Origin of the sequence: Microbacterium sp. Leaf161 (assembly GCF_001423645.1) — a bacterium.
GTDB lineage: Bacteria > Actinomycetota > Actinomycetes > Actinomycetales > Microbacteriaceae > Microbacterium > Microbacterium forte.
On record NZ_LMOW01000001.1, the window covers coordinates 385,294 to 406,400 of the forward strand.

Annotated in this window: 17 protein-coding genes and 1 tRNA gene; 3 read left to right on the plus strand and 15 right to left on the minus strand. The window is 68.1% G+C overall.

Annotated elements, in window-relative coordinates; genetic code table 11:
• The first annotated feature begins 34 nt into the window (after positions 1-34).
• Positions 35-697 (plus strand): LysE/ArgO family amino acid transporter, encoded by a 663-nt coding sequence (locus tag ASF87_RS01930; RefSeq protein WP_056373764.1) that lies wholly within the window; start codon positions 35-37, stop codon positions 695-697.
• Between the two features lie 45 nt (positions 698-742).
• Here ASF87_RS01930 and ASF87_RS01935 read toward each other — a convergent pair whose 3' ends face one another.
• The 8 genes from ASF87_RS01935 to ASF87_RS01970 all read right to left on the minus strand — a co-directional run bounded on the left by ASF87_RS01935 (position 743) and on the right by ASF87_RS01970 (position 5,994).
• Positions 743-1,564, minus strand: a complete 822-nt coding sequence (locus ASF87_RS01935) for an amino acid ABC transporter ATP-binding protein (RefSeq protein WP_056373767.1) — start codon at positions 1,562-1,564, stop codon at positions 743-745.
• Complete coding sequence (locus tag ASF87_RS01940) at positions 1,551-2,216, minus strand: amino acid ABC transporter permease (protein WP_056373769.1); 666 nt, start codon at positions 2,214-2,216, stop codon at positions 1,551-1,553. Before ASF87_RS01940 ends, ASF87_RS01935 begins: the two co-directional genes overlap by 14 nt.
• Before the next feature lie 3 nt (positions 2,217-2,219).
• Positions 2,220-3,032: a transporter substrate-binding domain-containing protein gene (locus ASF87_RS01945; protein ID WP_056373771.1), complete on the minus strand. Its 813-nt coding sequence runs from the start codon at positions 3,030-3,032 to the stop codon at positions 2,220-2,222.
• A 158-nt stretch (positions 3,033-3,190) separates the two neighbouring features.
• Positions 3,191-3,880 (minus strand): 50S ribosomal protein L1, encoded by a 690-nt coding sequence (rplA, locus tag ASF87_RS01950; RefSeq protein ID WP_056373773.1) that lies wholly within the window; start codon positions 3,878-3,880, stop codon positions 3,191-3,193.
• Positions 3,881-3,891: 11 nt separating this feature from the next.
• The gene (gene rplK / locus ASF87_RS01955) at positions 3,892-4,323 is read right to left on the minus strand and encodes a 50S ribosomal protein L11 (protein ID WP_042539549.1); all 432 of its coding nucleotides are present in this window, start codon (positions 4,321-4,323) and stop codon (positions 3,892-3,894) included.
• A 189-nt stretch (positions 4,324-4,512) separates the two neighbouring features.
• On the minus strand, positions 4,513-5,568 hold the full coding sequence (gene nusG, locus ASF87_RS01960) for a transcription termination/antitermination protein NusG (protein WP_056373776.1): 1,056 nt from the start codon (positions 5,566-5,568) through the stop codon (positions 4,513-4,515).
• 41 nt (positions 5,569-5,609) lie between these two features.
• Positions 5,610-5,882, minus strand: a complete 273-nt coding sequence (gene secE, locus ASF87_RS01965) for a preprotein translocase subunit SecE (RefSeq protein ID WP_042539545.1) — start codon at positions 5,880-5,882, stop codon at positions 5,610-5,612.
• A 39-nt stretch (positions 5,883-5,921) separates the two neighbouring features.
• Positions 5,922-5,994, minus strand: a tRNA-Trp gene (locus tag ASF87_RS01970).
• Positions 5,995-6,185: 191 nt separating this feature from the next.
• Here ASF87_RS01970 and ASF87_RS01975 point away from each other — a divergent pair.
• Both ASF87_RS01975 and ASF87_RS01980 read left to right on the plus strand, forming a co-directional pair.
• A complete protein-coding gene (locus ASF87_RS01975) occupies positions 6,186-8,009 on the plus strand; it encodes an HSP90 family protein (protein WP_056373778.1) in 1,824 nt (607 codons plus the stop codon).
• Between the two features lie 37 nt (positions 8,010-8,046).
• Positions 8,047-10,845 carry a hypothetical protein gene (locus ASF87_RS01980; protein ID WP_056373780.1) on the plus strand — a complete coding sequence of 933 codons (2,799 nt, stop codon included), beginning with the start codon at positions 8,047-8,049 and terminating at the stop codon, positions 10,843-10,845.
• Between the two features lie 156 nt (positions 10,846-11,001).
• Here the strand turns inward: ASF87_RS01980 and poxB are convergent, their stop codons facing one another.
• From poxB to gabT, 7 genes are all read right to left on the minus strand, one after another.
• Positions 11,002-12,726 (minus strand): ubiquinone-dependent pyruvate dehydrogenase, encoded by a 1,725-nt coding sequence (gene poxB / locus ASF87_RS01985; RefSeq protein ID WP_042539539.1) that lies wholly within the window; start codon positions 12,724-12,726, stop codon positions 11,002-11,004.
• A gap of 132 nt (positions 12,727-12,858) precedes the next feature.
• Positions 12,859-14,223, minus strand: coding sequence for an NAD-dependent succinate-semialdehyde dehydrogenase (locus ASF87_RS01990; RefSeq protein ID WP_056373782.1), 1,365 nt, complete (start codon positions 14,221-14,223; stop codon positions 12,859-12,861).
• A gap of 74 nt (positions 14,224-14,297) precedes the next feature.
• Positions 14,298-15,764, minus strand: a complete 1,467-nt coding sequence (locus tag ASF87_RS01995; protein ID WP_056373784.1) for an NAD-dependent succinate-semialdehyde dehydrogenase — start codon at positions 15,762-15,764, stop codon at positions 14,298-14,300.
• Between the two features lie 48 nt (positions 15,765-15,812).
• Positions 15,813-17,357: an APC family permease gene (locus tag ASF87_RS02000; protein ID WP_056373786.1), complete on the minus strand. Its 1,545-nt coding sequence runs from the start codon at positions 17,355-17,357 to the stop codon at positions 15,813-15,815.
• Positions 17,357-18,241, minus strand: a complete 885-nt coding sequence (locus ASF87_RS02005) for a universal stress protein (RefSeq protein WP_056373788.1) — start codon at positions 18,239-18,241, stop codon at positions 17,357-17,359. Before ASF87_RS02005 ends, ASF87_RS02000 begins: the two co-directional genes overlap by 1 nt.
• Positions 18,241-19,623: a flavin monoamine oxidase family protein gene (locus ASF87_RS02010; protein ID WP_056376288.1), complete on the minus strand. Its 1,383-nt coding sequence runs from the start codon at positions 19,621-19,623 to the stop codon at positions 18,241-18,243. Before ASF87_RS02010 ends, ASF87_RS02005 begins: the two co-directional genes overlap by 1 nt.
• 111 nt (positions 19,624-19,734) lie before the next feature.
• Positions 19,735-21,102 (minus strand): 4-aminobutyrate--2-oxoglutarate transaminase, encoded by a 1,368-nt coding sequence (gene gabT / locus ASF87_RS02015; protein ID WP_056373790.1) that lies wholly within the window; start codon positions 21,100-21,102, stop codon positions 19,735-19,737.
• Between the last annotated feature and the right edge of the window lie 5 nt (positions 21,103-21,107).

Consider the following 21,107-nt stretch of genomic DNA (forward strand, 5'->3'; position numbering starts at 1 on the left):
GGTGTTGATGCTGACGCAGACCTAGCGTGGGACCATGCTCCCCGTGTTCTCCGGCCTCGGCCTCGGCCTCTCCCTGATCGTCGCCATCGGCGCGCAGAACGTCTTCGTCCTTCGTCAGGGCATCCGCCGCGAGCACGTGCTGCCCGTCGTCATCATCTGCGCCGTCTCGGACGCCCTGCTGATCGCCGCGGGCGTGGCCGGGCTCGGGTTCGTGATCTCAGCGGCTCCCTGGCTCATCGTCGTCGCGCGCTGGTCCGGTGCCCTGTTCCTGCTCGCCTACGGGATCCTCGCGGCTCGCCGAGCGTGGCGGGGCGGCGAGCAGCTGCGCGTCGACCAGACCGACGATGAAAGAGCGGCCGCACAGTCGAGCCGCGCAGGCGCGGCCACCGCGACTCGCACGACCCTCGCTGCGGTGATCGCGACGGCGCTGGCGCTGACCTGGCTGAATCCCCATGTCTATCTCGACACCGTGCTGATGCTCGGATCGATCGCGGCCACTCACGGCGAGGATCGCTGGCTGTTCGCGGCCGGAGCGATCATGGCCAGCATCCTGTGGTTCACCGCGCTGGGGTTCGGCGCCCGCTACCTCGGTCGCTGGCTGCGCACCGAACGCTCATGGCGCATCCTCGACGCCCTCATCGCGATCGTCATGATCACGCTGGCTGTCAGCCTGGTGCTGCCGGTGCTCGGCGACTGAGACGCCTCGAGGCGATCCACCTCGGCGTCTCGGCACGGTCTGCGGTCACTCGCCGTCGAGGGGCCTCATGATGCGGGTGAGGAATCTCTTCGTGCGCTCGTGCTGCGGGGCGCCGAAGATGTCGGCCGGAGCGCCCTCTTCCACGACGACGCCCGCATCCATGAACAGGACATGGTCAGCCGCCTCGCGCGCGAAGCTCAGCTCGTGCGTGACGACCACCATGCTCCAGCCTTCATCGGCGAGCTCTTTGATCACCAGCAGCACCTCCCCCACGAGTTCGGGATCGAGCGCGCTGGTCGGCTCGTCGAAGAGCAGGAGGTCGGGGCGCAGCGCGAGAGCGCGAACGATGCCGACCCTCTGCTGCTGGCCACCGGAGAGCTCGTGCGGGCGGGCGTCCGCCTTATCGGCGAGCCCGACCCTGGCGAGGAGCACCTGTGCCTCTGCGACGATCTCGGCCTTGGGGCGCCCCTGCACGCGCCACGGCCCCTCGATCACGTTCTCGAGCACCGAGAGGTGCGGGAAGAGGTTGTGCTGCTGGAAGACCATCGCCGAACGATCACGCAGCGCGAGTCGCTTCTGTGCCCGCGTGCGCTTCGACACCGGCACCTCAGGGGCGAAGTCGATGTCTGGCCCGCCCGCGACGACGATCGTGCCGGAGTCCGGTGTCTCGAGGCCGTTGAGCGACCGGAGCACAGTGGTCTTGCCGGAGCCGCTCGGCCCGATCAGCACGACGACCTCGCCGCGGTGCAGTGTGAGATCGATGCCGCGAAGCACCTCGTTATCGCCGAAGCGCTTGTGCAGGCCGCGCGCGGTCAGCAGCGCGTCCGGGGTGGTCTCACCGAAGCCGGTGGGGTCAATGCGCGACATCGCGGTCGAGCCTCCTCTCGAGAGCGCTCTGCGCGAACGACAGAATCAGGCAGATCACCCAGTACACCAACGCTGCCGCCAGATAGACCACCATGAACTCGAGGGTGGCCGATGCGATCTGCTGCGCCACCTTGAACAGGTCCGTCACGAGGATCAGCGACGCCAGCGAGGTGTCCTTGACGAGGGAGATGAAGGTGTTCGACAGCGGCGGCACCGAGACCCGCGCGGCCTGCGGGAAGATGACGCGGGTGAGCGTGCGTGTGCGGTTCATGCCGACCGTGTACGCCGCTTCCCACTGCCCCTTGGGCACCGACTGGATCGCCGCGCGGACGACCTCTGCTCCGTATCCGCCGACGTTGAGCGACAGCGCGATGATCGCGCTCGGCCACGGGTCGAGCTTGATCCCGATCGATCCGAGGCCGTAGAAGATCACGAACAGCTGCACGATCATCGGCGTGCCGCGGATCACCGAGATGTAGAACCGCGCGATGCCTGACACGATCGGGATGATCGAGATCCGCATCAGGGCGACACCGATCGCGATGACGAGCCCCAGCGCGAACGACACGAGCGCGAGCGGCACCGTCACCGTCACTCCCGCCAGGGCTATCGGCCCGAGCGACGAGAAGAACAGCTGCCAGGGATTCTCCATCGGCTACTGCGTCACGTCTTCGCCGAAGTACTTGTCGCTGATCTCGGCCAGGGTGCCGTCTGCCCGCAGCTCTTCGAGTGCGCCGTCGACGGCCTCGACGAGGTCGGTCTTGTCCTTGGTGAACACGAACGCCTGCTCGCCCGCCTCCTCGGTCTCGGCGGCGATCTTCAGACCGGACGGGCTGTTGGTGGTCTCGTAGTCGAGGAAGGTCAGCTTGTCGTTGACGGTCGCATCGACACGGCCCTGGCGGAGCAGCTCGACGGCCTGCGCCCAGCCCTCGACGCCCTCGACCGTGGCACCGGACTCGGTGGCCAGCTCATACCAGTTGCTGGTGAGGGACTGCGCGGTGGTCTTGCCTTCGAGGTCGTCGAACGACGAGATCGAGTCGTCGTCCTCGGCGACCACGATGACTCCGGGCGAGACGGTGTACGGAGTGCTGAACAGGTACTTCTCCTGCCGCTCCTCGTTGATGCTGACCTGGTTCGCGATGAGGTCGAAGCGCCCGGCGTCGAGGCCCGCGAAGATCGCGTCCCACTGGGTCTCCTGGAACTCGATCTCGAGGTCGAGCTTGTCGGCGACAGCCTGGATGATCTCGACGTCGAAGCCGGTGAGGTCACCCGTGCCGCCGTCGCCGTGGAAGCTGAACGGACGGTAGGTCCCTTCGGTGGCGACCGTGAGCACCCCGTCGTTGACGAGACCGAAGTCCGAGCCGGCCTCGCTCGAGCTGCTCTCAGCGGGGGTCGTGCTTCCGCTGCAGGCAGTGAGTGCTGCTGCGGTGACGACCAGTGCGGTGACGGCGATGAGGCGACGGGACATGTGACCCTCCTGGGGTGCGATGAGGCGCGATTGCTGTGGCGCGGAACTCATTCACAGTACGCGGCATCCGACCCGCATCCCAACATCCGATGACGCTCGATGTCGTTCTGGATGCAGAAAGGCCCCCGCAGAATGCGGGGGCCTTTCCGGAATCACACTCAGATGGCGTTGACGTCCAGCGGGATGCCGGGGCCGAACGTGGTCGACACCGCACCCTTCTGGATGTAACGGCCCTTCGAGCTCGACGGCTTGAGGCGGACGATCTCCTCGAGCGCTGCGCCGAGGTTCTCATCGAGCTGCTCAGCCGAGAACGACGACTTGCCCACGACGAAGTGCACGTTGGCGTGCTTGTCGACGCGGAACTCGATCTTTCCGCCCTTGATCTCCTCGACGGCCTTGGCCGTGTTGGGGGTCACCGTGCCGGTCTTCGGGTTCGGCATGAGTCCACGCGGACCCAGGACCTTTCCGAGACGACCGACCTGGCCCATGAGCTCCGGGGTCGAGACGGCCGCGTCGAACGCGGTCCAGCCTGCCGCGACCTTCTCGATGAGCTCGGCGCCGCCGACCTCATCTGCACCTGCGGCGATCGCTGCCTCGGCCGCGGGGCCGGTGGCGAAGACGATGACGCGGGCGGTCTTGCCGGTGCCGTGGGGCAGGATGACGGTGCCGCGCACCATCTGGTCTGCCTTGCGGGGGTCGACTGCGAGCTTGAGCGCGACCTCGACGGTCGAGTCGAACTTCGACGAGCCGGTCTCCTTCGCGAGGGCGACTGCCTCGCTCGGAGTGTAGAAACGGTCTGCCTCGATCTTCTCGGCGGCAGCCTTGTAAGCCTTGGACTTCGTAGCCATGATTATTCTCCTCAGCCCTCGACCGTGATGCCCATGGAACGGGCGGTGCCGGCGATGATCTTCGAGGCAGCCTCGATGTCGTTAGCGTTCAGGTCGGCCTGCTTGGTCTCGGCGATCTGACGGACCTGGTCCTTGGTGATCTTCGCGACCTTGACCGTGTGAGGCGTCGACGAGCCCTTGGCCACACCGGCGGCCTTCTTGATGAGCTCGGCGGCCGGCGGGGTCTTCAGGATGAACGTGAAGCTGCGGTCCTCGTAGACGGTGATCTCGACGGGGATGACGTTGCCGCGCTGCGACTCGGTCGCGGCGTTGTACGCCTTGCAGAACTCCATGATGTTGACGCCATGCTGACCGAGCGCGGGGCCGATCGGCGGCGCCGGGTTGGCTGCACCGGCGTTGATCTGAAGCTTGATCAGGCCGGTCACCTTCTTCTTCGGTGCCATATCCTCTTCCTTTCATCGAACGGATGCGGGTGCATCCGCTCTCCCGCGAACCCGGCATCTCCGGGCTGCGGTCGTCCTCGCGCACGCCGAAGCGGCACGCAAACCACACAAGTCTACCTGATCCGGAGGCATGCCTCCAACGCAGGAACGGCCGCCCCGAAATGGGACGGCCGTTCTCTGAGGCGTATGTCAGATCATCTTCGTGACCTGGTCGAACGACAGCTCGACCGGGGTCTCGCGCTCGAAGAGCGATACGAGCACGGTGAGCTTGCCGCTCTCGGGCTTGATCTCGCTGATCGAACCGGGAAGACCCGCGAACGAGCCCTCCTTGATCGTGATGGTCTCGCCGACCTCGAAGTCGACCTCGGCCGGAAGCGGACGAGCGACCGCGAGGCCGCCCTTCGACGCGATGTTCTTGGCCGTCGGGACGTCCTTGACCTCGACGAGCGACTTCAGCATGTTGAAGGCCTCTTCGAAGCGCAGCGGCGTCGGGTTGTGGGCGTTGCCCACGAAGCCGGTGACGCCGGGAGTGTGGCGCACGACCGACCAGGTGTCCTCCGTGAGCTCCATGCGCACGAGCACGTAGCCCGGGATGCGCACGCGGGTGACCATCTTGCGCTGGCCGTTCTTGATCTCGACCACGTCTTCCATCGGGACCTCGATCTGGTAGATCTCGTCCTCGACCTCGAGCGTCGACTTGCGCTGCTCGATGTTGGCCTTGACCTTGCGCTCGAATCCGGCGTACGAGTGGATGACGTACCACTTGCCCGGAAGCATCCGGAGGTCCATGCGGAAGGCCTCGTACGGGTCTTCCTCGGCCTCGTCCTCGTCGGACTCGGCGTCGTCTTCGGCCCCGGCCACGACGTCATCGTCGCCGTTGACGTCGGGTCCGTCGTACGGGGTGACCTCGTCGGCCTCAGCAGCCTCGAGCTCGGCGGTCTCTTCCGCCACAGAGTCGTTGAGGACCTCGGCGGCAGCCTCAGACTCAGCCGCTTCGTCCAGGTTGAGAGCGTCGTTCACGATAGCGTCCGCCTCCGGGTCGTTGATGTCGATGTCGGTGTCGTCGTCCTGCGCGTCGACGTCGTCGTCTCCGTCGACGTCCTCGATGTGGAGGGCGACATGTTCGGCCGAGGTGACCGACTGCTCCTCCGCAGCGAGCACGTTGCCCTCCTGGGCCTCGTCCTCTTCGCTGGACTGCTCGGCAGCCGTCGCCCAGTCGGCGTCGTCGGAATATCGTTCAGACACGTTGTTTCTTTCCAATCACTGCGGCCAGGGCCGCGAGGGCGTCAGGCGCCCGGGACTCCGAAGACGATGTGCGTCACCCAGGCGAACAGGGTGTCCAGTCCGTAGACGATGCCCATGACGATGAGAACGAAGACGAGCACCACTGCGGTGAACTTGACCAGCTCTTTGCGGGTCGGCGTGACGACCTTGCGCAGCTCTGCGATGACCTGACGGAAGAACAGGGCGATCCCTGCGAAGAAGCCCGCGATGCCACGCTTCTTCTCGCGGGTGGCGCCGGCCGCGACGACCTCGCCGCGCGGTTCGTCCTGATCCATCCTGAATGTACCTTTCGTGTGTCAGCGTGTGCTGACGCGCAGGGCGGACAGGAATCGAACCTGCAACCTGCGGTTTTGGAGACCGCTGCTCTGCCAATTGAGCTACCGCCCTAGAGACCGGGAGGTCTCGGGGTGTCGTCTCCATCCTGCCACCGCTGTCGGACCGGAAGGACCGGGCACGGCGAAAGAATGCAGACAACAACTGCTGGTCAAGCATACGGCATCCGCCGGTCGGTGCCGAACCGGGCCCGCTCTCGTCGTTGTTGTTAGGCTCGGCGAGCGGACGAAACGGGAGGGGTCGCAGTGAGCGCTGACGTGCAGCAGTTCCAGGTGGACCTGCGCGGTGTCGTCGACCTCCTGAGCCGTCACATCTACTCGAGTCCGCGCGTGTATCTGCGCGAGCTGCTGCAGAACGCCCGCGACGCCATCACGGCACGACGCGAGGTCGACGGCGGGGGCGGCAGCATCCGCATCACCGCGCTGACGGACGACTCCGGCGAGTTCGTGCTGCGAGACGACGGAGTGGGCCTGAACGCCGCCGAGGTCGGCGATCTGCTCGCCACGGTCGGACGCAGCTCGAAGCGCGACATCTTCGATCTCCCTCGCAGCGACTACCTGGGTCAGTTCGGCATCGGCCTGCTCAGTTGCTTCATGGTCGCCGATTCGATCGTGATCCGCTCGCGCAGCGCACGGGGCGGTCCGGCCGTCGAGTGGACGGGCAGCGCCGACGGCACCTTCCGCGTCGTGGAGATCGACGACGACCTGCCCGTCGGCACGAGCGTGCACCTGAAGCCCCGATTCGACGCCGACGAGCTGCTGCGCCCCGCCGCCGTGCGCGAACTGGCCACTGCCTTCGCCGAGTTCCTGCCCGTGCGTGTCACGCTCGAGTCCTCGAACGGCGACATCGACATCACGAGACGCGCGCCCTTCCTCGACGCCGTCGACGACATCGAGGGCGCAGTGCAGTACGGACGCGATCTGCTGGGGGCCACTCCGCTCGACGCGATCGAGCTCAGCGAACCCGCCACGGGCACTCGAGGACTCGCCTTCGTGCTCCCCTACGCTCCCCCACCGGGTGCCCGCCAGGCCACTCGCATGTACCTCGGCAGGATGCTGCTCGGCGAGCGGGTCGACGACGTGCTGCCCGAATGGGCCTTCTTCGTGCGGGCGGTCGTCGATTCGACCGGCCTCGCCCCGACGGCGAGCCGTGAGTCGCTCGTCGATGACGCGGCGCTCGAGCGCGTCCGCGAGCAGCTGGGCGCCGGCATCCGCCGCTGGGTGCTCGAGCTGGGGCTGCGCGAGCCGCACCGACTGGCGCAGTTCGTGGCGATCCACGAGGTCGGCCTGAAGTCTCTCGTGCGCCACGACGACGAGCTGGCGACGTTCATCACCCGTTGGCTCACCCTCGAGACGACGCATGGCACGATGCGCATCGGCGATCTCGTCGAGCGGTACCCGCACGTGCGCTACGCGCAGACGGTCGACGAGTTCCGCCAGGTCGCCGGCATCTCGCCCGGCTCCGAGGTGCTGGTCAACGGCGGCTACCTGTACGACGCAGACCTCGTGCGGATGCTGCCGGACCTCTACCCTCATGTCACGATCGAGCTCGTCGACGTCGCGGGTGAGCTCGATCGCCTCGACCCCCCGCCCCTCGACGACCGCGATGCGGCGATGGCATTGGAGGAACGAGCGGGCGTCGTGCTGACGGCATCCGGATGCTCCGTCACGGTGCGCTCGATCGACCAGCCGGAGCTCGCAGCGCTCTACGTCGCCGATCCGGAGGTGCTGCGCCGGATCGACCGCGGTCGCACGAAGGGCATCACCGGATCGCTGTGGGGCGGCGTGCTCGACCGCATCGACTCGACCGTCTCGGCCTCCCGCGACGACGATCTGAGCGCGCGCCTCTGCCTGAACTGGTCGAACCGGGTCGTGCGTGCGCTCGTACGCGTGCAGGACGACGCGGTGTTCGCCCGCACCGTGCAGCTGCTCTACATCCAGGCTCTGCTCGCCGGTCACCATCCGCTCTCCGACGCCGATCGTGCGCTCATGACGACGGCGCTCTCCGACCTCGTGTCGCTGTCGGCCGGCATCGAAGAGGACTCGATCCCCTTCGGCGACGCCGTCTGACCACAGCTCTGCCATCCGCTCCGTTTGAAGGATCCCCATGACACATCCGAAGAAGCGCTTCACGCAGCTCATCGAGGAGATCGACCGTACTCCGTGGGGCCCGGCGGAGCAGGCGCTGGTGGCGGATGCCGTCTCACTCGCCGTCGAGCTCGGCGACGAGCGGCTCGAGTACGAGGCACGGATGCGGCAGACCGCGTCCGCGAACATGAACGGCGCGACCGACGTGATGCTGAACTCCTTCGCGTGGTGCCTCGCCAGGCACGACGCCGACCCTCAGCGGTTCCCCGCCGATCTCGAGTACGGCGGCGCCGATCTGATGTGGCAGTTCAAGTGGATGGCATCGTCGCTGCGTTCGTCTCCCGCCTTCTCCGTCGAGCAGATCGCGGCGGTGCTCGATGACATGGAGACGCACTACCGCACAGCCGGGCTCGGCATGAGCGGAGTGCTCACGGCCCGATTCGAGGACGCCTGGGACGCCGGGCGCATCGACGACGCCGAGGCGCTGCGCGTGCAGCTGGAGGCCACCCCGCGCGACGATCACAGCCACTGCGACGCGTGCGGGCGCAGCCAGTTCGCCGGGTTCTTCGCAGAGACCGATCGAGACTCCGAGGCCATCCGGCTCGTCGAGGAGATGCTCGAGGGCGGATTCTCGTGCGGCGAGGAGCCGGAGCACGCGCTGTCGCGCGTGCTCGTGCCCTACCTGCGCGCCGGGCGCCTCGACGAGGCGAAGAGCGCGCATCTGCGCAGTTATCGTCTGGCGAAGGATAACCCCGACAACCTGCGCATCGTCGCGAACAACATCGTGTTCTCCGCCCTCACCGGCAACGAGGCCAGGGCGCTCGCCCAGGTCGAGCGCCACATCGCGTGGCTCGCCCACGACGGCCTCAACGTCGACGCGCACTTCGCGGCGCTGGCCGCATTCGCCTTCGCCCTCGACCGTGTCACCGCAGCAGGCCACGGCGACGCCCCGGTGCGCGGTGCCGACTCCCCCGCGCTCACCTCGTTCTTCGGCGAGCACGACGGAGCATGGGGCGCAGCCGAACTCGCCGCCGCCGCCTGGGCCGCTGCCGAGCGCATCGGCTCCGAGTTCGATCGCCGCGACGGCACCGAGGGCCACTCACGCAGCCTCGCCCGCATGCGCGCTCTCGCGGACGAGCACTACGACGTGCCGATCAGGTCGGACGCCTTCGCCACCGCACCGGACTCGGCCACGCCCGGCGATCCGGACGCCTGGTTCGACCGGGTCATGGATCTCGCCCAGTTCGGGGCGGAGCACGAGACGCTGCAGGCTCTGCCGCATGCCCTGGCGGTCAAGGACCCCTCGAAGGTCGCTCAGCTCATGTCGATGCGCCTCGGCATCCTCATCGCGCTCGATCGCGCCGACGAGGCCGCCGACCTGTTGCCGGCACGGATCGATGCCCTGCGCGCCGCCGGCCTCGATGCACAGGCCGATCTCGAGCAGCGCGTGGGTCTGGCGATCTTCGGGCTGAACACCGCCGATGCCGCAGCGGCGCTCGAGGACGAGCTCGCGAACGCCGAGTCCCTCCCGGCGTGGTCGCGGGGAGATGTCGCGATCAGCCGGGCGTCGCTGCACATGCAGGCCGACGAGCCGGATGCGGCGCTCGACATGGCGGAGATCGCCGCCCGGGCGTTCGCCGACGCAGACGATGTGCGCCTCTCGAACACGACGACTCTCGTGGCCATCGCGGCAGTGCTGCAGAAGGGCGACATCGAGGCGGCATCCGCTCTGCTCGATCGCTTCCTGGCCCAGGACGATCTCAGCGTCGGTCACCGCGCCCAGGCCCTGCAGACGCGTGCCAGGGTGCGGGGAGGCAGCGAAGACTACGCGCGAGGCGCGGCGGATGCCGATGAGGCGTCCCGGCTGCTCGCCGGGCTCGGCGCGACCACGGCGCTGGCAACGGCGCACCTGCTCGCCGGGGCGCTCTGGGAGGACGCCGGCGACCCCGAGAAGGCGGTCGCCCGCTACCGCGTCACCTCGCGTCTCGTCGCCCAGGAGGGCGGCGACCAGGCGGGGGCGGACTTCCGCCTCGCGCGGGCCATGCTCGCCGCGGGTGACGCCGAGGTGGCCGCCGAGCTGTTCGGTCAGGTGCTCGAGCGTGAGGAGCAGGCCGAGGTGCCTGCCGCTTCTCGGGCGATGACGGCATCGCTTCTCGCGCGCTCCCTGGGTTCGGCCGGCGAGTTCGGTCAGGCAGTCGGCGCGTTCGGGTATGCGGCCGATCTCTTCGGCGAGGCGGAGGAACACGCCGATCAGGCCATGGCGTTGACCGAACGTGCGAAGATCCTCGCCCGATTCGACGAGCACGACGACGCGATCGAGTCCCTCGAAGCGGCATCCGAGATCGTGCGCAAGGCCCCCGAGGCGGTCGGTGCCCTCGCCGACGTGCTGCACAACCTCGGGCAGGCCTACGGCGCGAAGCAGGACGACCGCGCCTTCACCCTGTTCGACGAGGTCGCAGCGCTGGCTCAGGAGCACGAGGCGGGGTGGCTGCTCGCCGACGTGACCGATTCGCGAGGTCGGGTGCTCGCTCAGTTCGGACGGATCGACGAGGCTGTTGCCGCTGCTCTGACGGCAGCCGACGGATTCGCGGCGATCGGGGATGCGGGTTCGGCGGGCGGCTCCGAGCTGTTCGCCGCCCGCCTGCTCGCCGGCGACGACCGCGCGGCTGACGCCGTGCCGGTCTACCGCAGCGCGCTCGAGCACGCGGTGGAGCATGCGCCGCTGCGTCAGGTGTCGGCGCTCGAGCTCGGCAACGTACTCGAGTCGCTCGGTCGCCAGGTCGAGGCAGCCGAGGTGCGCGCGCTCCTCGAGAGCTAGGCGCGGGTTCGGAGCCTTTGCTTCGCCGCCGTTTCGACACCGTGGCAGCACCTCACCGCGGCTGACTGCTCGTCGGGAGGAGATCTTCCCCTCGGGAGGAGGAATCGGGCCGATTCCTCCTCCCCAAGAGGCGTTGTCCTCCCGAGCGCCCCAGGCTCAGAGGAACTGACGCCAGTTCGCGCGCGCGAGGTCGAGCAGTTCGTCTCCCTTGCCCGACATGACCGTGCGGATCGCGTACAGCGCGAAGCCCTTGACCTGCGCGGCCTCGATCGCCGGCGGCATCGACAGCTCCTGCCGCTCGGTGACGACGTCGAGCAGCGCGGGGCCGTCGTGTGCGAGCACCTCGCGGACGGCATCCGGCAGATCCTCGCTGTTCTCGACGCGGCGGGCGAAGATTCCCATGGCCTCGGCGATCGCCGCGAAGCTCGGGTTGTCGAGCGCAGTGCCGTAGTTCACGAAACCGGCGGCCTTCATCTCGAGCTCGACGAAGTTCAACGACGAGTTGTTCACCACGATCGTCTTCACGGGCAGCTTGTTCTGCGTGAGCGTGAGCAGCTCGCCCAGCATCATCGCGAGCCCGCCGTCGCCGGCGAGTGCGATGACCTGTCGATCGGGATGCGAGACCTGCGCGCCGATGCCGTGCAGCAGGGCATTGGCCATCGATCCGTGCGTGAACGAGCCGATCAGACGTCGATTCTCGGTCATCGACAGGTAGCGGGCGGCCCAGACGGTCGGGGAGCCCACATCTGCAGTGAACACCGCATCATCTGCCGCCTGCTCATCGAGCAGTCGCGCGAGGTATTGCGGGTGGATCGGCCGACCGGCCTTCGTGGGTGTCGCGAGGTCGTCGAGCTTCGCCCTGGTCTTGCGATAGTGCGCGGTCGAGTCGTCGAGGTGATCGCGGTCGCTCTTCTCCGCCAGCCTCGGCAGCAGTGCCTCGGCGGTGGCGCGGACATCACCGACCAGACCGAGATCGAGCGGATGCCGCTTGCCGAGCTGTGAGCCGCGGATGTCGACCTGGATGGTCGTCGCGTGCTCGGGATAGAACTGCTCGTACGGGAAGTCGCTGCCCAGCACGAGCAGCGTGTCAGCCGCCTCCATCGCCCGATAGCCGGAGGCGAAGCCGAGAAGACCCGTCATTCCGACGTCGAACGGGTTGTCGTACTCGATGAACTCCTTGCCTCGGAGCGCATGCACGATCGGCGCGCCGAGCCGATCGGCGAGTGCGATGACCTCGTCGTGGGCGCCCTCGACACCGGCTCCGGCGAGGATCGTGGTCTTCTTCGAGGCATTGAGCAGTGTCGCCGCCCTGGCGAGTTCGTCGCCGCTCGGCACGATCACGGGGTGGGATCGCTCGATGACCACGGCTCGGTCGTCGGCGATCTCGGCCAGGGCGACGTCGCCGGGGATCACGAGCACCGCGACTCCCCGCTGCTCGATCGCCGCGCGCATCGCGATCTCGAGAAGGCGCGGCATCTGCTTGGGGTCTGCGACGTACTCGACATAGACGCTGCACTCGCGGAAGAGCTCCTGCGGGTGGGTCTCCTGGAAGTACCCCGTGCCGATCTCGGTCGTGGGGATGTGCGCCGCGATCGCGAGCACGGGGACTCGTGAGCGGTTGGCGTCGTAGAGGCCGTTGATCAGGTGCAGGTTGCCCGGTCCGCACGAGCCGGCGACGACGGCGAGGTCGCCCGTGAGCGCCGCATCCGCCGCCGCCGCGAAGGCCGCCGACTCCTCGTGCCGCACGTGCACCCAGCGGATGCCGCCGTCCTTGCGGAGGGCGTCGGTGAAGCCGTTGAGGGAATCACCCGGAAGGCCGTAGACACGGTCGATCCCGTTGGCGCGGAGGGTCTTGACGATGTTCGCTGCGACGGTTGCCATGCTTCCAACCTACGCCCGGGTGCGCATGCGGGCTCCGGCATCCGTCGAACCCCGGGCGCGTCAGGCACCGGGCACCGTGCGCACGAAGGGGCGGATGCCGCAGCATCCGCCCCTTCGTGTGGCGAGCGTCGCTCAGCCGATGCGGATGAGCTTCTTGTTGACGAACTCGTCGGCCGCGAGGTGGCCGAGCTCGCGCGAGGTGCCGCTGCGCTTGATGCCGCCGAACGGCAGCTCGGGGCTGTCGGCCAGCACGAGGTTGACGTAGACCATGCCCGCCTCGATGTTGTCGGCGACGCGCTCGGCCTGCTCGACGTCGGTGGTGAAGACGTACGAGCCGAGACCGAAGGTCGTGTCGTTCGCGAGGGCGACGGCCGCGTCCTCGTCTGCGACCCGGTAGACGACCGCGGCGGGGCCGAAGAGCTCCTCACGGTAGACGTTCATCTCGGGCGTCACATCGGCCAGCACGGTCGGCGCGAAGAACGCTCCGTCGCGGGTGCCGCCGGTCAGCAGCGTCGCGCCCTGCTCGACGGCCTGGTCGATCTGCTTCTGCAGGTTCTCGGCCGCCGTCTCAGATGAGACGGGCCCGAGCACGGTGTCGTCGAGCGTCGGGTCCGAGGGCTGCACGGCGGCCATCGCCGCGGTGAACTTCTCGACGAATTCGTCGTACAGACCGTCGACGATGATGAAGCGCTTGGCGCCGTTGCACGCTTGTCCGTTGTTGTCGAGACGCGCGTCGACGCCGGCCTGCACCGTGGCGTCGAGGTCGTCGGTCGACAGCACGATGAAGGGGTCTGAGCCGCCCAGCTCGAGCGCGACCTTCTTGAGGTTGCGCCCGGCGATCTCGGCGACCGCGGCGCCTGCGCGCTCCGAGCCCGTGAGCGAGACGCCCTGCACGCGGGGGTCGGCGATCATGTCGGCGATCTGCTCGTTCGTCGCGAGCACGTTCTGGTAGGCGCCCTTCGGGAATCCGGCGTCGTGGTAGATCGCCTCGATCGCGGTCGACGACTCAGGGCACTGCGGTGCGGGCTTGAGCAGGATCGTGTTGCCGACGATCAGGTTCGGAGCCGCGAAGCGGACGATCTGGTAGGCCGGGAAGTTCCACGGCATGATCCCGACGAGCGGTCCGAGCGACGAGCGACGCACGATCGCCGAGCCCTCTCCGAGGATGGCGATCGGCTGGTCGGCCATGATCGCCTCGGCCTGGTCTGCGTAGTACTCGGCGATGTCGGCGGCGAAGTCGACCTCTCCGAGTGCAGCCTCGCGGGGCTTGCCCATCTCGCGCACGAAGACGTCCGCGAGCTCCTCGCGGCGCTCGCGGTGCAGCTCGGCCGCACGGCGCAGCAGCGCTGCGCGCTCAGCCACGGTCGAGGAACGGGACCACTCGCGGTGCGCCTCGTCGGCGGCGGCTACCGCCTCCTGGATCTGCGCATCCGTGAACGTGTCGAAGGACGCCAGCGTCTCTCCGGTGGCGGGGTTGATGACGGCGTAATCGGTCATGTTCTTCTTCCTCTCGTTCGGTGTCCGGTCGTCGAGCGAGGAGCGGAGCTCTGCCCGCTCGACGACCGGAGGGATCAGGAGATCGGGATCAGCGTGTACTTGGTCGACAGGTACTCGTGGATGCCCTCGAGACCGCCCTCGCGGCCGACGCCCGACTGCTTGACGCCGCCGAAAGGTGCCGCCGCGTTCGACACGACGCCGACGTTGAGACCCATCATGCCGGTCTCGAGCTTGTCGATCATCCGCTGCCCGCGCTGCAGGTTCTCGGTGAACACGTACGAGACGAGCCCGTACTCGGTGTCGTTCGCGAGGCGCACGGCGTCGTCTTCAGTCTCGAAGGTCGCGATCGCGAGCACCGGGCCGAAGATCTCCTCCCGAAGGATCGCTGAACCTGCGACCACGTCGGTGAGCACGGTCGGCTCGTAGAAGGTGCCGGTGCCCTCGAGCGCCTTGCCTCCGGCGAGCAGCGTGGCTCCGCGTTCGACGGCGTCATCGACGAGCTCCCCGGCCTTCGCGACCGCGTCTTCGTCGATGAGCGGTCCGATGGCCACGCCCTCTTCGGTGCCGCGGCCGATCTTCATCGCCTTCACGCGCTCGGTGACCTTGCGGGCGAACTCGTCAGCGACGTCCTGGTGCACGATGAAGCGGTTGGCGGCGGTGCAGGCCTGGCCGATGTTGCGGAACTTCGCGGCGAGCGCGCCGTCGACCGCCTTGTCGAGGTCGGCATCGTCGAAGACGACGAACGGGGCGTTGCCGCCGAGCTCCATCGACACGCGCAGCACGCCCTCGGCGGCCTGGGCGATGAGCTTGCGGCCCACCTCGGTCGACCCCGTGAACGACAGCTTGCGCAGACGCGGGTCGGCGATGATCGGGGCCGACAGCGCCGACGACTTCGACGTCTGCACCACGTTGACGACACCGGCGGGGAGGCCTGCCTTCTCGAGCAGCGAGGTGAAGAACATCGTCGTCAGCGGCGTGAGTGCCGGTGGCTTGATGACCACGGTGCAGCCGGCGGCGAGGGCAGGGGCGATCTTGCGCGTCGCCATCGCGAAGGGGAAGTTCCACGGCGTCACGAAGAACGACGGGCCCACAGGACGCTGCGAGACGACCATGTGGCCGGTGCCTTCGGGGTTGATGCCGTAGCGGCCGCTGATGCGCACCGCCTCCTCGCTGAACCACCGAAGGAACTCGCCGCCGTAGCCGACCTCTCCTCGTGCCTCGGCGAGCGGCTTGCCCATCTCGAGCGTCATCAGCAGCGCGAGGTCCTCCTTGTGCTCCTGCACGAGGTCGAACGCACGGCGCAGGATCTCGCTGCGGGTGCGCGGTGCGGTCGCCGCCCACGAATCCTGAGCGGCGACGGCCGCATCCAGCGCACGGATGCCGTCGCCGGGGGTCGCATCCGCGATCGTGCGGATCACGGCGCCGGTCGCCGGGTCGATCACGTCGAACGTGCCGCCGGTCTCGCCGTCGATCCACTCTCCCCCGATGAAGAGGCCGGTGGGGATGCTGTCGAGCAGCGCCTGCTCAGTCTGAGTGCTCATGGAATCTCTTTCTGTGGGGAGGAAGGAATGCGGATGCCGCGGATGCGGTCAGCGTCTGCGGATGCTCGCGGGAGCATCCATGCTGAGCGTCTCGCCGCGGAAGAACGCCGGGCGCTTGATCGACTGCCAGATCATGATGACGATGCCGATCACGATGATGCCGACGCCGAGGACGAACACGAGTCCGACCCCGCCGATGCTCGATCCGCTGCCGTACGCGGGGTCCATCGAGTCGATGAGCGTCGTCACGAACAGCACGGCGAGGATCGCGCCGCCGACGAGCGGGAACAGGAACGTGAAGAAGAAGCTCCTGGCCGAGTCGAACCACTGCTTGCGGAAGTACCAGACGCACGCGAACGCGGTGAGGCCGTAGTAGAAGCAGATCATCATGCCGAGCGACAGGATCGTGTCGGTGAGCACGTTCTCGCTCACCAGTCGCATCACGGCGTAGAAGACCGAAGCGACGACGGCCGAGACGATCGTCGAATAGCCGGGCGTGAAGAAGCGCGGGCTGACCCGTGCGAACTTCTTCGGCAGGGCGCCGTAGTGCCCCATCGCCAGCAGCGTGCGGGCGGGCCCGACGGCGGTCGACTGCAGCGACGCCGCCGAGCTCGACAGCACCGCGAGCGAGACGAGGAACGCGAGAGGGCCCAGGATCGGGTCGGACAGCGCGAAGAACACGTTCGCCGAGATGTCCTCGTTCGCGAGCCCGTAGTCGCCCGTGCCGACACCGGCGAACATGATGAGACCGATCGCGAGCAGCAGGTAGAGGCTGACCACGACGACGACGGTGACCATCGCCGCACGACCAGGAGTCTTCTCAGGGTCCTTCGTCTCCTCGTTCATGGTGAGGACGACGTCCCAGCCCCAGAAGATGAAGATCGACAGGGAGAGGCCGGCGGCGAAGGCGCTGAACGACGGCACCTCGAACGGGTTGAACCACGACCACGAGAACGCCGTGGGCTCGGGGGCATCGCCGGAGACGGCCTTGACGATCGCGACGGTGGCGAAGATCACGAGCACCAGCACCTGGAAGCCGACGAGGATGTACTGGAACTTCTGCGTCGTCTGCATGTCGCGGTACGACACGAGCGTCGCGCCGAGCATGAAGAGCAGGCACACGACCACGTTGATGATCGGGTTGAAGGCCAGGTCGGCGATCTCGGGGTTGCCGCTGAGCTGTGCGATCAGCAGGAAGAGGAACTCGACGGCGATGCCGGCGAGGTTCGACAGCACGATCACGGTGGCGGCGATCAGGCCCCACCCCGTCATCCAGCCGATCCACGGGCCGAAGGCTCGCACTCCCCAGGTGAACGAGGTTCCCGAATCCGGCATCATGCGGTTGAGTTCGCGATAGCCGAACGCGGTCAGGAGCATCGGGATGAAGCCGACGAGGATGATCGCCGGAACCTGCGTGCCGACGACAGCGACGGTCGGGCCGAGCGATGCGGTGAGAGTGTATGCCGGGGCGATCGTGGAGACGCCGATCACGACGGCTCCGAGGACTCCGACGGCCCCCGCGCGCAGGCCCTTCTGCGAGATGCCGGTCGTCACACCGGATGCGGGCTCCGTCGCCCGGTTCGAGCTGCTCATCAGCGGACTCCTGCTTCGGCGCGCGTGCGCGGGACGACGATCATGGGCACGGGCAGTTCGTGCAGCATCTTCGCTGCCGTCGAGCCCAGGAACAGGCGGCGCGGCTGCGCCAGGCGGCTGGAACCGACGAGGACGACCTCGCCGGGCAGCCACGACAGATGAGCGACGGCGTCTTCGACCGTGTCGCCGGGGGCTTCTTCGACCTCGGCCTTCAGCTCTTCGGGCAGCAGACCCTTGGCGATCTCGAGAACTTCGTTCGCGTGCTCGTCGCCGACCACGCGGATCGCCCCGGTGTCGAGACCGGGTGGCACGTCGAACGGCACGAGGGAGACCAGACGGAGACCGACGCGCGACTCGGTCGCGATCGCAGCGGCCTCGTCGAGGAGGTTGTCTGCGCCGGCGCGGTTGCCGACCGCCGCCGTCACCCGCGGGAGCACGTGGTCGTCCTGCTCTGCCGTGCCGGCCGGGGCGAGCGCGACGGGGATGGTCGACGAGTGCAGCAGCTCAGAGGCGACGCTGCCGAGGCGGTGGCGGCCGAAGATGCTGCCGCCGGCGGTGCCGATGACGATCAGCCGCGCATCAAACTCCTCACCGGCGGCGATGAGCCCTTCCGCGAACGACTCGGCGAAGCGCACATGACCCGTGCGGGTGAGCTCCTGAGGCAGTCGCACGACGGCATCTTCGAGCCACTCCTTCGCCTGCCTGCGGATGTGCTCTTCGTATGCCCGTTCGGGCGGAACGGCCGCGTTGCGGGTGCCCTCCGAGGGAAGCACGATCACCAGGTGCAGGACCGCACCGAGGCTGCGGGCGAGCCGCGCGCCGAGCGCCGCGGCATCCGCTCCCGCATCCGTCGCCGTGTACCCGACGACGATCGCGCCGGTCATCAGCCGACCTCGGCGGTGTCGCCTGCGGCGCGCGTGGCTTCGACGATGGTCGACGCGACGAGGTGCCCCATGCGGATCGCGCCGTCGACATGCTGGTATCCGGCGCCTGCCATGTCGCTGCAGGCGAAGTGGATGGGTCCGACGGCCGAACGCAGGTCGGCGCCGTAGCGGTGCAGTCCGCCCATATCGAAGCTCGCCGCGTACGCGCCGCGCGTCCACTCCTCCGTGCCCCAGTCGCTCTCGTAGTACACGACCGGGTTCTTCGCCTCGTCGCCGTAGTAGTGCGAGAGAGACTCGAGGATGCGCTCTTTGCGCTCCTCTGCCGACAGCGTGAACAGGTCGTCGGCGTTCTGGTCGCTCACGAAGCCGACCAGGGTGCCTCGTTCGTCGCCGTGGTTGGTGTTGTCGTACGCCTCGTGCGCGAGCTCGTAGGGGCTGAACGCGGTGCCGCTGAGCCCCTGTTCGCGCCAGAACGGGCGGTCGTAGACGGCGTGCACCTTGATCACGAAGCCCATCGAGATGTGCTGGTGCATCTGGTGCTGGCGACGGGGCAGCGGCGGCACGAAGGCGATGCGGCTGTAGAGGATCGGGGCGTGCGCGAGGATCGCGAAGCGCGCGCGCACCGTGGTGTCATCGGTCGTCGCGGTCACACCGTCGGCACTCCATTCGAGCGACCGCACCGGCTGGTTCAACAGCACGTCGTCCCCGAGGCGCTCGGCCAGCAGCAGCGGCACCTTCTGCAGGCCGCCGACGACGCGCTTGTCGAGGATGAAGTCGGCGTCGACGAGGTTCGAGTACGAACCGGCGGATGCCGCCATCAACAGCGACTGCAGCAGCGAGAACGAGTGCGTGGGCTTCGTGAGCATCGCGGATCCGGTGGCGAATGCCAGGTTGCGCACTGCTTCGTCGTCGTCGGTCTGCGCGCGCAGCCAGGCATCCCACGTGACCGAGTCCCACTCTTTCGCCTTCGCGTGCTCCCAAGGGCGGTCGGGGTCGATCTCGGCGACCATGGCGTCGAGACGCTCGGTGATCTCGGCGATGACGGCCTCGGTCTCGGCGGACACCGGGAACATCTCTCCCGTGAAGCGGTGCGTCTGTCCGTCGGGTCCGACGTACACGCTGTCGCCCTCGCGATAGCGGCTGTAGGTCTCGAGCCCCAGCTCCTCGATCGTGTCCTTCAGGGCATCCTGATCGGGCGAGACCCACTGACCGCCGATCTCGAGCATGGCGCCGTCGATGACGTCGGTCCACAGACGGCCGCCGACGCGGTCACGCGCCTCGAGGACGGCGACCGACAGGCCTGCCTTGCGCAGGTCGTTCGCGGCCGTGAGCCCTGCGGCTCCGGCTCCGACGATCAGCACGTCACGAGTGATCTCAGCCATCTGCTTCTCCTTCATTGGAAATGTGTGTGCCGGCCGCGACTCGAAATCCCCCGATCCTCGTCGCGGCCGGACGTGTGGTGGCGGTCACGACTGAGCGCGACCGCTGGTCTGTCAGGCCGCGTTCGCCGCGAGTGCGGCCGCGACGACGTCGAGGCCCTCGTTGAGCAGGTCGTCGCCGATCGACAGCGGCGGCAGGAAGCGGATGACGTTGCCGTAGGTGCCGCAGGTGAGGACGATGACCCCCTGGGCGACGCACGCCTTAGCGACCGCGGAGGTCAGAGCGGCGTCAGGCGCCTTGGTCTCGGGGTCGACGAACTCGGCCGCGATCATCGCGCCATGACCGCGGATGTCACCGATGCGGGCATCCTTCTCCTGCATGGAGCCGAGACGCTGCACGAGGATCTCGCCGATCTCACGGGCGCGCTCGATCACGCCGTCGTTCTCGAAGACGTCGATCGCGGCGAGCGCTGCGGCGCAGGCGATCGGGTTGCCGCCGTAGGTGCCGCCGAGGCCGCCCGCGTGCGAGGCGTCCATGATCTCGGAGCGCCCGGTGACGGCGGCGAGCGGCAGACCGCCCGCGATGCCCTTCGCAGTCGTGATGAGGTCGGGCTCGATGCCGAAGATCTCGCTCGCGAACATGTGGCCGGTGCGGGCGAAGCCGGTCTGCACCTCGTCGGCGATGAAGACGACGCCGTTGGCACGGCACCAGTCGGCGATCGCCGGCAGGAATCCGTCGGCCGGCACGATGAAGCCGCCCTCGCCCTGGATGGGCTCGATGATCACGGCGGCGAGGTTGTCTGCGCCGATCTGCTTCTCGAGCTGCAGGATGACGCGGGCCGCAGCCTCGCCGCCTTCGAGCCCGTCACGGAAGGGGTACGACATCGGTGCGCGGTAGACCTCGGGGGCGAACGGGCCGAAGCCGCTCTTGTAGGGCATCGACTTGGCGGTCAGCGCCATCGTCAGGTTGGTGCGGCCGTGGTAGCCGTGGTCGAAGGCGACGACGGCCTGGCGACCGGTGTGCTTGCGGGCGATCTTGATCGCGTTCTCGACAGCCTCGGCGCCCGAGTTGAACAGGGCGGTCTTCTTGGCGAAGTCACCGGGGGTGAGACGGTTCAGCGCCTCGGCCACCTCGATGTACGACTCGTACGGAGAGATCATGAAGCAGGTGTGCGTGAACTGCGCGGCCTGGGCGGCCACCGCCGCGGCGATCTTGGGGTGCGCGTTGCCGACGGTCGTCACTGCGATGCCCGAGCCGAGGTCGATCAGCGAGTTGCCGTCGGCGTCGACGACCACTCCTCCGCCGGCCGCGACGGCGGCGACAGGAACGGTGTGACCGACGCCTGCGGCGACGGCATCCGCCTTGCGGGCGAGAATCTCGGCCGATCGGGGGCCGGGGAGTTCGGTCACGAGGCGACGCTCCTGGGGGAGGTCGGGTCCGCCGAGGGGGACTGCAACAGCTGCGGTGTCGAGGAGAGCCATGTTCG

Excerpts from the sequence above, each read along its gene's own strand:
- ASF87_RS01940 (WP_056373769.1), bottom strand. The coding sequence starts at position 2,216 with ATGGAGAATCCCTGGCAGCTGTTCTTCTCGTCGCTCGGGCCGATAGCC.
- gabT (WP_056373790.1), bottom strand. The coding sequence starts at position 21,102 with ATGGCTCTCCTCGACACCGCAGCTGTTGCAGTCCCCCTCGGCGGACCC.
- ASF87_RS02000 (WP_056373786.1), bottom strand. The coding sequence starts at position 17,357 with ATGAGCAGCTCGAACCGGGCGACGGAGCCCGCATCCGGTGTGACGACC.
- ASF87_RS01990 (WP_056373782.1), bottom strand. The coding sequence starts at position 14,223 with ATGACCGATTACGCCGTCATCAACCCCGCCACCGGAGAGACGCTGGCG.
- ASF87_RS01995 (WP_056373784.1), bottom strand. The coding sequence starts at position 15,764 with ATGAGCACTCAGACTGAGCAGGCGCTGCTCGACAGCATCCCCACCGGC.
- ASF87_RS02010 (WP_056376288.1), bottom strand. The coding sequence starts at position 19,623 with ATGGCTGAGATCACTCGTGACGTGCTGATCGTCGGAGCCGGAGCCGCA.
- ASF87_RS02005 (WP_056373788.1), bottom strand. The coding sequence starts at position 18,241 with ATGACCGGCGCGATCGTCGTCGGGTACACGGCGACGGATGCGGGAGCG.
- ASF87_RS01935 (WP_056373767.1), bottom strand. The coding sequence starts at position 1,564 with ATGTCGCGCATTGACCCCACCGGCTTCGGTGAGACCACCCCGGACGCG.
- ASF87_RS01930 (WP_056373764.1), top strand. The coding sequence starts at position 35 with ATGCTCCCCGTGTTCTCCGGCCTCGGCCTCGGCCTCTCCCTGATCGTC.
- ASF87_RS01945 (WP_056373771.1), bottom strand. The coding sequence starts at position 3,032 with ATGTCCCGTCGCCTCATCGCCGTCACCGCACTGGTCGTCACCGCAGCA.
- ASF87_RS01980 (WP_056373780.1), top strand. The coding sequence starts at position 8,047 with ATGACACATCCGAAGAAGCGCTTCACGCAGCTCATCGAGGAGATCGAC.
- secE (WP_042539545.1), bottom strand. The coding sequence starts at position 5,882 with ATGGATCAGGACGAACCGCGCGGCGAGGTCGTCGCGGCCGGCGCCACC.
- rplA (WP_056373773.1), bottom strand. The coding sequence starts at position 3,880 with ATGGCTACGAAGTCCAAGGCTTACAAGGCTGCCGCCGAGAAGATCGAG.
- rplK (WP_042539549.1), bottom strand. The coding sequence starts at position 4,323 with ATGGCACCGAAGAAGAAGGTGACCGGCCTGATCAAGCTTCAGATCAAC.
- poxB (WP_042539539.1), bottom strand. The coding sequence starts at position 12,726 with ATGGCAACCGTCGCAGCGAACATCGTCAAGACCCTCCGCGCCAACGGG.